This window comes from Pseudomonas sp. NPDC089408 (assembly GCF_044749445.1).
In the GTDB taxonomy this organism is placed as follows: Bacteria; Pseudomonadota; Gammaproteobacteria; order Pseudomonadales; family Pseudomonadaceae; genus Aquipseudomonas.
Genome location: NZ_JBIVHY010000004.1, coordinates 107,034 through 119,990 on the forward strand (window position 1 = coordinate 107,034; position 12,957 = coordinate 119,990).

Sequence of the window (12,957 nt, forward strand, 5' to 3'; positions counted from 1 at the left end):
GAGCGGGTTTACCCGCGAAGAGGCCGGCACAGGCTATACAAAACTGTCAGGCACAAAAAAGCACCCCGAGGGGTGCTTTTTGTTTGCCGGCAATCCGCGCTTAGCGCTTCATGCTTTCTGGCAGGTGCGGCTGGATAGCGGTCAGTACGGCCTTGAAGCACTTGATGTTGCCTGCAACGATGTGGCCCTTGTCGAGGAAGTCGTGGCCACCGTTGAAGTCGCTCACCAGGCCACCGGCTTCCTGGATCAGCAGCACGCCGGCTGCCATGTCCCACTCGGACAGGCCCGACTCCCAGAAGGCGTCGAAACGGCCGGCGGCCACGTAGGCCAGGTCCAGGCTGGCGGAGCCGGCGCGGCGGATGCCGGCGGTCTGGCCAGTCAGGGCGCGGAACATGCCCAGGTAGTTGTCCATGTCGGCCATCTGGCCGTCACGGAACGGGAAGCCGGTACCCAGCAGGGCGCCTTCCAGGCTGGTGCGCGAGCTGACACGCAGGCGGCGGCCGTTGAGCTGGGCGCCACGGCCACGGCTGGCGGTGAATTCTTCCTGGCGAACCGGGTCGACGATCACGGCGTGCTCAAGGCGACCACGGTATTTGCAGGCGATGCTGACAGCGAAGTGCGGGATGCCGCGCAGGAAGTTGGTGGTGCCGTCCAGCGGGTCGATGATCCACAGGTAATCCTTGCCTTCTTCGCCGCTACCCGCGTGCAGGCCGGTTTCTTCGCCCTGAATGGAGTGGTTCGGGTAGGCCTTGCGCAGGGCGTTGACGATGCTCTGCTCGGCAGCGCGATCGACTTCGGAAACGTAGTCCTTGGCCTCTTTCTCATCGACCTTGATGCTATCCAGGCGTTCGATGGAGCGGAAAATCAGTTCACTGGCGCTGCGAGCGGCGCGCAGGGCGATATTCAGCATAGGCTGCATGGGCGGGTCACCTGGAGATGTTAAAGAAGAAAGCCGATCATTCTAGCAGAAAACTTTGGCGGCAGAAGTGTCACATTTGCTTTCATGGCGTTACGTCTGTCGGTTCTGTAAGATCGAAGGCCCTGATTCCTGCATCTGTGAGCACAACACCTTGCTGCAAAATATTCGTGTTGTTCTGGTCAATACCAGCCACCCCGGCAACATCGGCGGCGCTGCGCGTGCCATGAAAAACATGGGCTTGTCGCGTCTGGTGCTGGTGCAGCCGAAAGAATTCCCCGCCGCGGAGGCCAGTGCCCGTGCCTCGGGCGCCGACGATGTGCTGGATAACGCCCAGGTGGTCGACAGCCTCGAACAGGCATTGGTCGGCTGCAACCTGGTGATGGGCACCAGCGCCCGCGAGCGCAGCATTCCCTGGCCGTTGATCGGTCCGCGCGAGTGTGGCGACAAGGCGGTGGAGCATGCCAACGGCGGCGAAGAAATCGCCCTGGTGTTCGGGCGCGAACACGCCGGCCTGACCAACGAAGAACTGCAGCGATGTCACTTCCACGTGCACATTCCCTCCAACCCCGACTTCAGCTCGCTGAACCTGGCTGCCGCCGTGCAGGTGCTCTCTTATGAAGTGCGCATGGCCTGGCTGGCTGCCGGTGCGGCACCGGGCAAGGTCGAGAAGGTTGACGCCAGCGAGCTGGCGACCATGGACGAAATGGAGCTGTTCTACGACCACCTGGAAAAAACCCTGGTGGGCATCGGCTTCCTCGACCCGGAAAAGCCCAAGCACCTGATGCCGCGCCTGCGCCGGTTGTATGGGCGGGTGGCGGTCGAGCGGACGGAAATGAGCATTTTGCGCGGCATCCTTACCGAGACCCAGAAAGTGGTCCGGGGCGAGCCGCATAAACGGAAGGACTGACAGATGTTTGAACGCCTGCGTGAAGATATTCAAAGCGTATTCCACCGTGACCCGGCTGCGCGCAATGCCTTCGAGGTGCTCACCTGCTACCCCGGCATGCATGCCATCTGGTTGCACCGCCTGGGCAATGCCCTATGGAAGCGCGATTTCAAGTGGCTGGCCCGGCTGGTGTCGAACTTCGGCCGTTGGCTGACCGGTATCGAGATCCATCCGGGGGCCACCATTGGCCGGCGCTTCTTTATTGACCATGGCATGGGCATCGTCATTGGCGAAACCGCCGAGATCGGCGACGACGTCACTCTGTACCAGGGCGTGACCCTGGGCGGCACCAGCTGGAACAAGGGCAAGCGCCACCCCACCCTGGAAAACGGCGTGGTGGTAGGGGCGGGGGCCAAGGTGCTGGGCCCGTTCACCGTCGGTGCCGGGGCCAAGATCGGCTCCAATGCGGTGGTGACCAAGGCGGTGCCGGCGGGCGCCACGGCGGTGGGTATCCCCGGGCGGATCATCGTCAAGAGCGAAGACAGCGAAGTCGAAGCCAAGCGCAAGGCCATGGCCGAGAAGATCGGCTTCGATGCCTACGGTGTCAGTGGCGACATGCCCGACCCGGTGGCGCGTGCCATCGGCCAGATGCTTGACCACCTGCAGGCCGTCGACGAGCGCTTGGAGGGTATGTGTGGGGCGCTGACCAAGATGGGCAGTGACTATTGTGCCAAGGAGCTGCCGGCCTTGCCGGACGATGACTTCACCGAAGTTGCCCAGGTGGCTCAGCGCGACACTCAGTCGCATTGATTGCGCCGCGCTGAAATCATAGTGACATACGGGGCGTGTGATCGCGCCCCTTGTCTGCTACAATCGCGCCCGCCTCCCCGATGCAAACCCGACTAAAGCAGTAGGTCTAATAGTTGACTTAAATGCTCGGGAATCGCATACTCGCACACATCCCGAAACTCCCGTGGTACCCAATAGCCATGCGACTGACTACCAAAGGCCGATACGCCGTGACTGCCATGCTTGACCTGGCGTTGCACGCGCAGCATGGGCCGGTGTCTTTGGCCGACATTTCCGAACGCCAGGGCATTTCCCTCTCTTATCTGGAACAGCTGTTCGCCAAGCTGCGCCGCAGCAGCCTGGTTTCCAGCGTGCGCGGTCCAGGTGGCGGCTACCAGCTGTCGCGGGGCATGGAAACCATCCAGGTGGCCCAGGTCATCGACGCGGTCAACGAGTCGGTCGATGCCACCCGTTGCCAGGGCCTCGGGGACTGCCATGCCGGTGATACCTGCCTGACCCACCACCTGTGGTGCGACCTCAGCCAGCAGATCCATGAATTCCTCAGCGGCATCAGCCTGGCCGACCTCGTCATGCGCCGTGAGGTGCAGGAAGTCGCCCAGCGCCAGGACCTGCGTCGTGTCGCAGGCCGAACCGCCCAGCTGGACAAGATTGAGACGTCTGCCGTCGATTGATCCCGCAGGGACGACGAGCGACGCCACCGCCTGATAGGAGAGACAAATGAAGTTGCCGATCTACCTCGATTACTCCGCGACCACTCCGGTTGACCCACGCGTCGCCCAGAAGATGGCCGAATGCCTGCTGGTTGACGGGAACTTCGGTAACCCGGCTTCGCGCTCCCACGTCTTCGGCTGGAAGGCCGAGGAAGCGGTCGAGAACGGTCGCCGCCAGGTTGCCGAGCTGATCAACGCCGACCCGCGTGAAATCGTCTGGACCAGCGGTGCTACCGAGTCCGACAACCTCGCGCTGAAAGGTGTCGCGCACTTCTATCAGACCAAGGGCAAGCACATCATTACCTCCAAGATCGAGCACAAGGCGGTCCTGGATACCGCTCGCCAGCTGGAGCGTGAAGGTTTCGAAGTCACCTACCTTGAGCCAGGCGAAGACGGCATCGTCACCCCGGCCATGGTCGAAGCCGTACTGCGTGACGACACCATCCTGGTCTCGCTGATGCACGTGAACAACGAAGTCGGCTCGATCAACGACATCGCCGCCATCGGTGAACTGACCCGTTCGCGCGGCGTGCTGTTCCACGTTGACGCCGCCCAGTCGGCCGGCAAGGTCGAAATCGACGTGCAAAAGCTGAAGGTCGACCTGATGTCGTTCTCGGCGCACAAGGTCTACGGCCCGAAAGGCATCGGCGCGCTGTACGTCAGCCGCAAGCCTCGCGTACGCCTGGAAGCCATCATTCACGGCGGTGGCCATGAGCGCGGCATGCGTTCGGGCACCCTGCCGACTCACCAGATCGTCGGCATGGGCGAAGCCTTCGCCATTGCCAAGCAGGAAATGGCCGCGGAAAACGTGCGCATCAAGGCCCTGAGCGACCGCTTCTTCAAGCAGGTCTCCAGCCTTGAAGAGCTGTACGTCAACGGCAGCCAGACTGCCCGCGTACCGCACAACCTGAACCTGAGCTTCAACTACGTCGAAGGCGAATCGCTGCTGATGTCGCTGAAGGACATCGCCGTATCGTCCGGTTCGGCCTGCACCTCCGCGTCGCTCGAGCCGTCGTACGTACTGCGCGCTCTGGGCCGCAACGACGAGCTGGCGCACAGCTCGATCCGCTTCTCCTTCGGTCGCTTCACCAGCGAAGAAGAAGTCGACTACGCCGCGCAGAAAGTCTGCGAGGCCGTCAACAAACTGCGTGAACTGTCGCCGCTGTGGGACATGTACAAAGACGGCGTCGATATCTCCAAGATCGAGTGGGCCGCCCACTAAGCAGTCGCCGGCAAGAGCGGCTCCCCTGATGAGGAAGGAATAGCACCATGGCATACAGTGAAAAGGTCATCGACCACTACGAAAACCCACGCAACGTCGGCAAGATGAATGCCGAGGACCCGGATGTCGGTACCGGCATGGTCGGCGCCCCTGCGTGCGGTGACGTGATGCGTCTGCAAATCAAGGTCAACGAGCAGGGCGTCATCGAAGACGCCAAGTTCAAGACCTACGGCTGCGGTTCGGCCATCGCTTCCAGCTCCCTCGCCACCGAGTGGATGAAGGGCAAGACCCTGGACGAAGCCGAAACCATCAAGAACACCCAGCTGGCCGAAGAACTGGCGCTGCCGCCGGTCAAGATTCACTGCTCGGTACTCGCCGAAGATGCCATCAAGGCAGCTGTACGCGATTACAAGCAGAAGAAAGGCTTGATCTAAGTCGCCTGTTGCAAGGTAAGGAGTCCTGATGGCTATCAGCATGACAGAAGCCGCCGCCAACCACATTCGCCGCTCCCTTGACGGGCGCGGCAAAGGTGAGGGCATTCGCCTGGGCGTGCGCACCACCGGTTGCTCGGGCCTGGCCTACGTGTTGGAGTTCGTCGACGAACTGGCGGACGAAGACACCGTGTTCGAGAACCATGGCGTGAAGGTGATCATCGATCCCAAGAGCCTGGTCTACCTCGACGGTACCGAGCTGGACTTCGTCAAGGAAGGGTTGAACGAAGGCTTCAAGTTCAACAATCCCAACGTGCGCGGTGAATGTGGCTGCGGCGAAAGCTTCAACGTTTGAGGCTGGCTGTGGGTACTCCTTGTCATTACGCATTGTTTGACCTCCAGCCAAGCTTCCGCCTGGATCTCGACAAGCTGGCCACTCGCTATCGCGAACTGGCCCGCGAAGTCCATCCCGACCGCTTTGCCGACGCCTCCGAGCGCGAGCAGCGGGTAGCGCTGGAAAAGTCCGCAGCCCTCAACGACGCCTACCAGACCCTGCGCAGTGCGCCGCGTCGCGCCCGCTACCTGCTGGCCATCAGCGGCCACGAAGTGCCTCAGGAAGTCACGGTCCATGACCCGGACTTCCTGTTGCAGCAGATGCAGTGGCGCGAAGAACTCGAAGAGTTGCAGGACGAAGCCGACCTTGACGGTGTCGGCGTGTTCAAGAAGCGCCTTAAGGTCGCCCAGGACACGCTGAACGAGGACTTTGCCGCCTGCTGGGATGCTCCAGGCGAGCGCGACAAGGCCGAGCGCCTGATGCGCCGCATGCAGTTCCTCGACAAGCTCGCCCAAGAAGTGCGCCAACTGGAAGAGCGCCTCGACGATTAACCCGGTGTCGCCCGTGATGACACCTAAGGTATTCAGATAAGCATGGCCCTACTGCAGATTGCCGAACCCGGTCAAAGCCCTCAGCCGCATCAGCGCCGCCTGGCGGTGGGGATCGACCTGGGTACCACCAACTCTCTGGTCGCTGCATTGCGCAGCGGCCGCAGCGAGCCCCTGCCTGATGCGCAGGGTAACGTCATTCTGCCGTCCGCGGTGCGCTACCTCGACGGGCGCATCGAAGTGGGGCAGGGCGCGCGTGATGCCGCTTCCAGCGACCCGCTGAACACCGTGCTGTCGGTCAAGCGCCTGATGGGGCGCGGCCTGGCCGACGTCAAGCAACTGGGCGAGCAACTGCCGTACCGCTTTGTTGGCGGTGAGTCGCACATGCCGTTCATCGACACCGTGCAGGGCCCGAAAAGCCCGGTACAAGTGTCTGCCGATATCCTCAAGGTGCTGCGTGAACGGGCCGAAGCGACGCTGGGTGGCGAGCTGGTGGGGGCGGTGATCACCGTGCCGGCCTATTTCGACGATGCCCAGCGCCAGGCCACCAAGGACGCTGCGCGCCTGGCAGGCCTGAACGTGCTGCGCCTGCTCAACGAGCCGACTGCGGCTGCCGTGGCCTACGGCCTGGACCAGAACGCCGAAGGCGTGGTGGCCATCTATGACTTGGGCGGCGGTACTTTCGATATCTCCATCCTGCGCCTGACGGCTGGCGTGTTCGAAGTGCTGGCCACCGGTGGCGATACCGCCCTGGGCGGTGATGACTTCGACCACGCCATTGCCGGCTGGATCATCGAGCAGGCCGGGCTGTCGTCCGATCTGGACCCGGCTACCCAGCGCGCATTGCTGCAAACTGCTTGCGCCGCCAAGGAAGCCCTGACCGACGCCGATGTGGTCAGTGTCAGCCATGGCGCCTGGCAAGGCGAGCTGAGCCGTGCCGCTTTCGAAACCATGATCGAGCCAATGGTCGCTCGCAGCCTCAAGGCTTGCCGCCGCGCCGTGCGCGACAGTGGCGTGGAGCTGGAAGAAGTCAGTGCCGTGGTCATGGTCGGTGGTTCAACCCGCGTACCGCGTGTGCGTGAAGCCGTGGGCGCGCTGTTCGGCCGTACCCCGCTGACCTCGATCGACCCCGACCAGGTGGTGGCCATTGGTGCCGCCATCCAGGCCGACACCCTGGCCGGCAACCGCCGCGAAGGTGGCGAACTGCTGCTGCTCGACGTCATCCCGCTGTCGCTTGGCCTTGAGACCATGGGCGGGCTGATGGAGAAGGTGATTCCACGCAACACCACCATTCCGGTGGCCCGTGCACAGGAATTCACCACGTATAAAGATGGCCAGACGGCCATGATGATCCATGTGCTGCAGGGCGAGCGCGAGCTGATCAGCGACTGCCGATCGCTGGCCCGCTTTGAACTGCGCGGCATCCCGGCCATGGTCGCCGGCTCGGCAAAAATCCGCGTTACCTTCCAGGTCGATGCCGACGGCCTGCTCAGCGTCGCCGCTCGCGAGCTGGGTTCAGGCGTGGAAGCCAGTATCCAGGTCAAACCGTCCTACGGCCTGACCGACGGCGAAATCGCCCGCATGCTCAAGGACTCGTTCGAACACGCCGGTTCCGACAAGCATGCCCGCCAGTTGCGCGAGCACCAGGTGGACGGCGAGCGCCTGCTCGAAGCGGTACAGGGCGCCCTGGACGCCGACGGCGAACGCCTGCTTAGCAGTGATGAGCGCGACGCCATCGAATTCCAGATGCAAGAACTACGTGATTTGCTGAAGGGCACCGATGGCGCAGCCATCGAGCAACAGACCAAGCGTCTGTCGCAGGTGACCGACGCATTTGCCGCCCGTCGCCTTGATTCGACGGTCAAAGCCGCACTGGCCGGGCGCAACCTGAATGAGATCGAGGAGTAATCGATGCCGCTGGTGACTTTCCTGCCGCATGAGAAGTTCTGCCCCGAAGGCCTGACCGTGGAAGTGCCTGCCGGGACCAACATCCTGGAGCTGGCCCACGACCATCACATCGAGATGGAAAGCGCCTGTGGTGGTGTCAAGGCCTGTACCACTTGCCACTGCATCGTGCGCAAGGGCTTCGATTCGCTTGAAGAGGCTGACGAGCTGGAAGAGGACATGCTGGACAAGGCCTGGGGCCTGGAGGCGCAATCGCGCCTGGGTTGCCAGGTAGTGGTCGCCGACGAAGACCTGACCATCGAGATCCCCAAGTATTCGCTGAACCACGCTGCCGAAGCACCGCACTGAGGGCCTGTACATGAGTCTGAAATGGGTTGATGTACTTGAAATCGCAATCCAGCTTGCAGAAAGCAAGCCTGAGGTCGATCCTCGTTATGTGAATTTCGTCGACCTGCACCGCTGGGTGCTGGCATTGCCAGAGTTCAGCGACGATCCGTCACGCGGCGGTGAGAAAGTGCTTGAGGCTATCCAGGCTGCCTGGATTGACGAAGCCGACTAAGCGTCACGTGCAGGTTAGGCAATCCCCTGAAACCCGCGTATAATTCGCGGGTTTAATTTTTCGTAACACTCATATTCTGGAGTTTTCCATGGCTGTTCAACGTACTTTCTCGATCATCAAGCCTGACGCAGTTGCCAAAAACGTCATCGGCAAGATCACCACCCGCTTCGAAGAAGCCGGCCTGAAAATCGTTGCCTCGAAAATCAAGCAACTGTCCAAAGCCGAAGCCGAAGGCTTCTACGCTGAGCACAGCGAGCGCGGCTTCTTCGGTGACCTGGTTGCCTTCATGACTTCCGGTCCGGTTGTTGTTCAGGTGCTGGAAGGCGAAAACGCCATCGCCAAGAACCGTGAGCTGATGGGCGCTACCAACCCTAAAGAAGCTGCTGCCGGCACCATCCGTGCTGACTTCGCCGAGTCGATCGACGCCAACGCCGTTCACGGTTCGGACTCCGAAGCTGCTGCTGCTCGCGAAATCGCTTACTTCTTCGCTGCTACCGAGGTAACCACTCGCTAAGCGAAAGCTTACGGGTGAGGGTGAATCCATGACGACATCTACTGGCAAAATCAACCTGTTGGGCCTGACCCAGCCGGAAATGGAACAGTTCTTCGACTCTATCGGGGAGAAGCGCTTCCGTGCCGGCCAGGTGATGAAATGGATTCACCACTTTGGCGTGTCCGACTTTGCGGCCATGACCAACGTAGGCAAGGTCTTGCGCGAAAAGCTCGAGGCCGTTGCCGAGATTCGCCCCCCGGAAGTGGTCAGTGAAGACATTTCCGCCGACGGCACCCGCAAATGGGTGATCCGCGTTGCCTCCGGCAGCTGCGTCGAGACCGTCTACATTCCTACCGACGATCGCGGCACCCTGTGCGTGTCGTCGCAAGCCGGCTGTGCCCTGGACTGCAGCTTCTGCTCCACCGGCAAGCAAGGCTTCAACAGCAACCTCACTGCCGCCGAAGTGATCGGCCAGGTGTGGCTTGCCAACAAATCCTTCGGGACCGTTCCTGCCAAAGTCGACCGCGCGATTACCAACGTGGTGATGATGGGCATGGGCGAGCCCCTGCTGAACTTCGACAACGTCATCGCCGCCATGAAAATCATGATGGATGACCTGGGCTATGGCATTTCCAAGCGTCGCGTCACCCTGTCCACTTCGGGCGTGGTACCGATGATCGACGAACTGGCCAAGCACATCGACGTGTCGCTGGCCCTGTCGCTGCATGCGCCGAACGACGCGCTGCGCAACCAGCTGGTGCCGATCAACAAGAAGTACCCGCTGAAAATGCTGCTGGAATCGTGCATGGGCTACATGGCCACCCTGGGTGGCAAGCGCGTGCTCACCATCGAGTACACCTTGCTCAAGGACGTCAATGACCAGCCGGAGCACGCTGCGCAGATGATCGAACTGCTGCGCGACGTGCCGTGCAAGATCAACCTGATCCCGTTCAACCCGTTCCCGCATTCGGGCTATGAGCGGCCAAGCAACAACGCCATTCGTCGCTTCCAGGACCTGCTGCACCACGGTGGTTTCAACGTCACCACCCGTACCACCCGGGGCGACGACATCGACGCCGCCTGTGGTCAGCTGGTTGGCCAGGTCAACGACCGTACCCGCCGCAGCGAGCGCTACATCGCCGTGCGCCAGCTTTCCGCGGACGTCGAGCTGCAAGACAGCGCCGCCAGCCACTGACCGGGAACTTGCCCATGAGCCTGCGCGCCGCGCTGTCGATCCTTGCGCTTTCGCTGCTGGCCGGCTGCGTGTCGGGCGGCGCGGGCGACCCCCTGGCCAACCGCCAGGGCAGGGCGCAGGCGGGGCAGGCTTATGTGCAGCTTGGCCTGGGTTATTTGCAACAGGGTTTGACCGAGCAGGCGAAGGTGCCACTGGGCAAGGCCCTGGCCCTGAACAGCACCGACGCCGACGCGCACGCCGCCCTGGCCTTGGTGTTCCAGGCCGAAGGCGAGCCGGCACTGGCCGAAGCGCATTTTCGCAAAGCCCTGCAAATTAGCGGCGCAGACACGCGAATTCGCAACAATTACGGCAGTTTCCTTTATGCTCAGGGGCGATTTGCCGAGGCCAAGCAGATGTTTCGCCTGGCCAGTGCCGATACCCTGTATCCTGAGCGCTCGCGCGTGTACGAGAACCTTGGCCTGACCGCCTTGAGGCTCGAGCGCCGCGAGCAGGCGCACGCCTATTTGTTGAAAGCGTTGCAACTCAACCAGCGGCAACCGAAAGCATTGCTGGAAATGGCTGAGTTGTCCTACGAAAACGGGCATTATGTGCCGGCCCGGGACTACTACGATCGTTTCAGCCAGTTGAGCGAACACGATGCCCGTAGCCTGCTGCTGGGTAGCCGCCTTGCCAGGGTGTTCGACGAGCAGGGCGCACTGGCCGAAACGGGCCAGCAATTACAACGACTTTATCCCGGTACGCCGGAATATCAGCAATACCTGTCGGAGCAACGATGAACGCCGCGCATCCCGAAGTAGCCGTAGCGCCTGGCCAGAACCCCGGTGAGCTTTTGCGCCTGGCCCGTGAGAAACGGGACTGGTCTCAAGCCGAGGTGGCCCGCAAGCTCAACCTCACTGTCAGTTCGTTGAACCACGTGGAAACCGGCGCCTTCGACAAGCTGCCCGGGCATACTTTCGCCCGTGGCTACATTCGCGCCTATGCCAAGCTGATGGACCTCGACCAAGCCGCCCTGGTCGATGCCTTCGACCGCTACACCGGCACCCACGCCAAAGGCAGCGAAGTGCATTCGCTGGGTCGTATCGAAGAGCCTGTGCGCCTGTCGCACAACATCCTGCGCGGCGTCAGCCTGTTGTTGCTGGTAGCCGTGGTGGGAGGTGGCTTTGTCTGGTGGCAGGACCAGGGCAGCCTGCGTGGCAAGGACCTGGCCAAGATCGCCCTGGAGCACGTCGAGGTCGAAAGCGCCGACGGCACCACCCAGATTCACCCGCTTGATGAGCCTGAAGACCAAGCCGTTACCGCGGGCCAGCAGCCTGAATCTGCACCGCTGCCGTTGGCACAGGGCGCCCCCGAGCAACCGGCCGCTGCTGGCGAACAGGTAGCGGCGAGCCCGGCACCTGCCGCAGCCGCTACGCCGGCACCTGCCCAGCAGGCACCGGTACAGCCAACTGCCAGCGTACCTGCGGCCACGCCTGCCCCGGTAGCACCGGCTACCCCGGCGCCTGCGGCTGCTGTGCCTGCTGCACCTGCAGCGCCGGTAACCGCCAGCGAGCCTGCCGCAGTGCCGGCCGGCAGCGCCAAGGTCGCCATCCAGTTCACCGCCGATTGCTGGACCCAGGTTTCCGACGGCAACGGCAAGGTGCTGTTCAGCGCCGTCAAGCGCAAGGGGGACAACCTCGAGCTGACCGGCAAGCCGCCGTTCGCGGTACGCCTGGGCTTTGCCCGTGGCGCCCAGGTCAGCTACAACGGCCAGGCCGTCGATGTTGCCCCGTTCACCAGTGGCGAGACTGCTCGCCTGAAGTTGGGACAGTAAGTCATGCACGGCGAATCTCCGATCAAACGTCGCGAATCCCGCAAAATCTGGGTCGGCAATGTGCCGGTGGGCGGTGATGCGCCCATCGCGGTGCAGAGCATGACCAACACCGACACCAACGATGTGGCCGCCACCGTGGGGCAAATCCAGCGCCTGGTCGATGCCGGCGTGGACATCGTGCGGGTATCGGTGCCGGACATGGACGCCGCCGAGGCGTTCGGCAAGATCAAGCAGCTGGTCAGCGTGCCGCTGGTCGCCGACATCCACTTCGACTACAAGATCGCCCTGCGGGTGGCTGAGCTTGGCGTCGACTGCCTGCGCATCAACCCGGGCAACATCGGCCGTGAAGACCGTGTGCGCGCCGTGGTCGATGCCGCCCGCGACCGCGGTATCCCGATTCGTATCGGGGTTAACGCCGGTTCCCTGGAAAAAGACCTGCAGAAGAAGTATGGCGAGCCGACCCCGGCAGCGCTGGTCGAGTCCGCCCTGCGCCATGTCGAGCACCTCGACCGCCTGGACTTCCAGGACTTCAAGGTCAGCGTCAAGGCCTCCGACGTGTTCATGGCCGTCGAAGCCTACCGCCTGTTGGCCAAGCAGATCGTGCAGCCGCTGCACCTGGGCATCACCGAAGCCGGTGGCCTGCGTTCGGGGACGGTGAAATCTGCCGTCGGCCTCGGTATGCTGCTGGCCGAAGGCATTGGCGATACCATCCGTATCTCGCTGGCGGCCGACCCGGTCGAAGAAGTGAAGGTCGGCTACGACATCCTCAAGTCGCTGCACCTGCGTTCGCGTGGCATCAACTTCATCGCCTGCCCGAGCTGCTCGCGGCAGAACTTCGATGTGGTCAAGACCATGAACGAGCTGGAAGGGCGCCTGGAAGACCTGCTGGTGCCGCTGGACGTGGCGGTGATCGGTTGTGTGGTCAACGGCCCGGGTGAAGCCAAGGAAGCCCATGTAGGCCTGACCGGCGGTACGCCGAACCTGATCTACATCGACGGCAAGCCGGCGCAAAAGCTGACCAATGACAACCTGGTCGATGAGCTGGAAAAGCTCATCCGCCAGAAAGCGGCTGAAAAGGCCGAAGCTGACGCGGCGCTGATCGCCCGTGGCTGACACACAGAATTCGTAAGGACTT

16 protein-coding genes are annotated in these 12,957 nt (G+C 62.4%); 15 read left to right on the top strand and 1 reads right to left on the bottom strand.

The features are described 5' to 3' along the window. Positions 1-100: 100 nt before the first annotated feature. A complete protein-coding gene (gene suhB, locus ACIP02_RS08620) occupies positions 101-919 on the bottom strand; it encodes an inositol-phosphate phosphatase (protein ID WP_003248548.1) in 819 nt (272 codons plus the stop codon). A gap of 151 nt (positions 920-1,070) precedes the next feature. Here suhB and trmJ point away from each other — a divergent pair, with 151 nt between their 5' ends. The 15 genes from trmJ (at position 1,071) to ispG (ending at position 12,935) form a co-directional block, all read left to right on the top strand. After that, positions 1,071-1,826 (top strand): tRNA (cytosine(32)/uridine(32)-2'-O)-methyltransferase TrmJ, encoded by a 756-nt coding sequence (gene trmJ / locus ACIP02_RS08625; RefSeq protein ID WP_201198611.1) that lies wholly within the window; start codon positions 1,071-1,073, stop codon positions 1,824-1,826. A 3-nt stretch (positions 1,827-1,829) separates the two neighbouring features. Then, positions 1,830-2,615 (top strand): serine O-acetyltransferase, encoded by a 786-nt coding sequence (gene cysE / locus ACIP02_RS08630; protein WP_201198612.1) that lies wholly within the window; start codon positions 1,830-1,832, stop codon positions 2,613-2,615. Positions 2,616-2,794: 179 nt separating this feature from the next. Continuing rightward, positions 2,795-3,286 carry a Fe-S cluster assembly transcriptional regulator IscR gene (gene iscR, locus ACIP02_RS08635; protein WP_008092572.1) on the top strand — a complete coding sequence of 164 codons (492 nt, stop codon included), beginning with the start codon at positions 2,795-2,797 and terminating at the stop codon, positions 3,284-3,286. A gap of 46 nt (positions 3,287-3,332) precedes the next feature. After that, the gene (locus tag ACIP02_RS08640) at positions 3,333-4,547 is read left to right on the top strand and encodes an IscS subfamily cysteine desulfurase (RefSeq protein ID WP_400615238.1); all 1,215 of its coding nucleotides are present in this window, start codon (positions 3,333-3,335) and stop codon (positions 4,545-4,547) included. A 47-nt stretch (positions 4,548-4,594) separates the two neighbouring features. Next, positions 4,595-4,981: a Fe-S cluster assembly scaffold IscU gene (gene iscU / locus ACIP02_RS08645; RefSeq protein WP_003248539.1), complete on the top strand. Its 387-nt coding sequence runs from the start codon at positions 4,595-4,597 to the stop codon at positions 4,979-4,981. Positions 4,982-5,009: 28 nt separating this feature from the next. Continuing rightward, the gene (gene iscA / locus ACIP02_RS08650) at positions 5,010-5,333 is read left to right on the top strand and encodes an iron-sulfur cluster assembly protein IscA (protein ID WP_060511418.1); all 324 of its coding nucleotides are present in this window, start codon (positions 5,010-5,012) and stop codon (positions 5,331-5,333) included. A gap of 8 nt (positions 5,334-5,341) precedes the next feature. After that, positions 5,342-5,863, top strand: coding sequence for a co-chaperone HscB (hscB, locus tag ACIP02_RS08655; RefSeq protein WP_400615241.1), 522 nt, complete (start codon positions 5,342-5,344; stop codon positions 5,861-5,863). Between the two features lie 42 nt (positions 5,864-5,905). Continuing rightward, the gene (gene hscA, locus ACIP02_RS08660) at positions 5,906-7,768 is read left to right on the top strand and encodes a Fe-S protein assembly chaperone HscA (protein ID WP_400615243.1); all 1,863 of its coding nucleotides are present in this window, start codon (positions 5,906-5,908) and stop codon (positions 7,766-7,768) included. A 3-nt stretch (positions 7,769-7,771) separates the two neighbouring features. Then, the gene (gene fdx / locus ACIP02_RS08665) at positions 7,772-8,113 is read left to right on the top strand and encodes an ISC system 2Fe-2S type ferredoxin (RefSeq protein WP_110735783.1); all 342 of its coding nucleotides are present in this window, start codon (positions 7,772-7,774) and stop codon (positions 8,111-8,113) included. A gap of 10 nt (positions 8,114-8,123) precedes the next feature. Continuing rightward, positions 8,124-8,324, top strand: a complete 201-nt coding sequence (iscX, locus tag ACIP02_RS08670; RefSeq protein WP_003248529.1) for a Fe-S cluster assembly protein IscX — start codon at positions 8,124-8,126, stop codon at positions 8,322-8,324. Positions 8,325-8,412: 88 nt separating this feature from the next. Further along, the gene (ndk, locus tag ACIP02_RS08675) at positions 8,413-8,838 is read left to right on the top strand and encodes a nucleoside-diphosphate kinase (RefSeq protein WP_023533373.1); all 426 of its coding nucleotides are present in this window, start codon (positions 8,413-8,415) and stop codon (positions 8,836-8,838) included. A 28-nt stretch (positions 8,839-8,866) separates the two neighbouring features. Beyond that, entirely contained in the window at positions 8,867-10,012 is a 1,146-nt protein-coding gene (gene rlmN, locus ACIP02_RS08680) for a 23S rRNA (adenine(2503)-C(2))-methyltransferase RlmN (RefSeq protein ID WP_400615247.1), read from the top strand. A 14-nt stretch (positions 10,013-10,026) separates the two neighbouring features. Beyond that, complete coding sequence (gene pilW, locus ACIP02_RS08685; protein WP_400615249.1) at positions 10,027-10,788, top strand: type IV pilus biogenesis/stability protein PilW; 762 nt, start codon at positions 10,027-10,029, stop codon at positions 10,786-10,788. Next, positions 10,785-11,822: a RodZ domain-containing protein gene (locus tag ACIP02_RS08690; protein ID WP_400615252.1), complete on the top strand. Its 1,038-nt coding sequence runs from the start codon at positions 10,785-10,787 to the stop codon at positions 11,820-11,822. The genes pilW and ACIP02_RS08690 overlap by 4 nt, the downstream gene beginning before the upstream one ends. A 3-nt stretch (positions 11,823-11,825) precedes the next feature. Beyond that, positions 11,826-12,935, top strand: a complete 1,110-nt coding sequence (ispG, locus tag ACIP02_RS08695) for a flavodoxin-dependent (E)-4-hydroxy-3-methylbut-2-enyl-diphosphate synthase (protein ID WP_110744926.1) — start codon at positions 11,826-11,828, stop codon at positions 12,933-12,935. Positions 12,936-12,957 lie beyond the last annotated feature (22 nt).

Coding starts and splice junctions, on each gene's coding strand:
- suhB (WP_003248548.1), bottom strand. CDS start 919: ATGCAGCCTATGCTGAATATCGCCCTGCGCGCCGCTCGCAGCGCCAGT.
- cysE (WP_201198612.1), top strand. CDS start 1,830: ATGTTTGAACGCCTGCGTGAAGATATTCAAAGCGTATTCCACCGTGAC.
- iscR (WP_008092572.1), top strand. CDS start 2,795: ATGCGACTGACTACCAAAGGCCGATACGCCGTGACTGCCATGCTTGAC.
- ACIP02_RS08640 (WP_400615238.1), top strand. CDS start 3,333: ATGAAGTTGCCGATCTACCTCGATTACTCCGCGACCACTCCGGTTGAC.
- iscU (WP_003248539.1), top strand. CDS start 4,595: ATGGCATACAGTGAAAAGGTCATCGACCACTACGAAAACCCACGCAAC.
- iscA (WP_060511418.1), top strand. CDS start 5,010: ATGGCTATCAGCATGACAGAAGCCGCCGCCAACCACATTCGCCGCTCC.
- hscA (WP_400615243.1), top strand. CDS start 5,906: ATGGCCCTACTGCAGATTGCCGAACCCGGTCAAAGCCCTCAGCCGCAT.
- fdx (WP_110735783.1), top strand. CDS start 7,772: ATGCCGCTGGTGACTTTCCTGCCGCATGAGAAGTTCTGCCCCGAAGGC.
- iscX (WP_003248529.1), top strand. CDS start 8,124: ATGAGTCTGAAATGGGTTGATGTACTTGAAATCGCAATCCAGCTTGCA.
- ndk (WP_023533373.1), top strand. CDS start 8,413: ATGGCTGTTCAACGTACTTTCTCGATCATCAAGCCTGACGCAGTTGCC.
- rlmN (WP_400615247.1), top strand. CDS start 8,867: ATGACGACATCTACTGGCAAAATCAACCTGTTGGGCCTGACCCAGCCG.
- pilW (WP_400615249.1), top strand. CDS start 10,027: ATGAGCCTGCGCGCCGCGCTGTCGATCCTTGCGCTTTCGCTGCTGGCC.
- ACIP02_RS08690 (WP_400615252.1), top strand. CDS start 10,785: ATGAACGCCGCGCATCCCGAAGTAGCCGTAGCGCCTGGCCAGAACCCC.
- ispG (WP_110744926.1), top strand. CDS start 11,826: ATGCACGGCGAATCTCCGATCAAACGTCGCGAATCCCGCAAAATCTGG.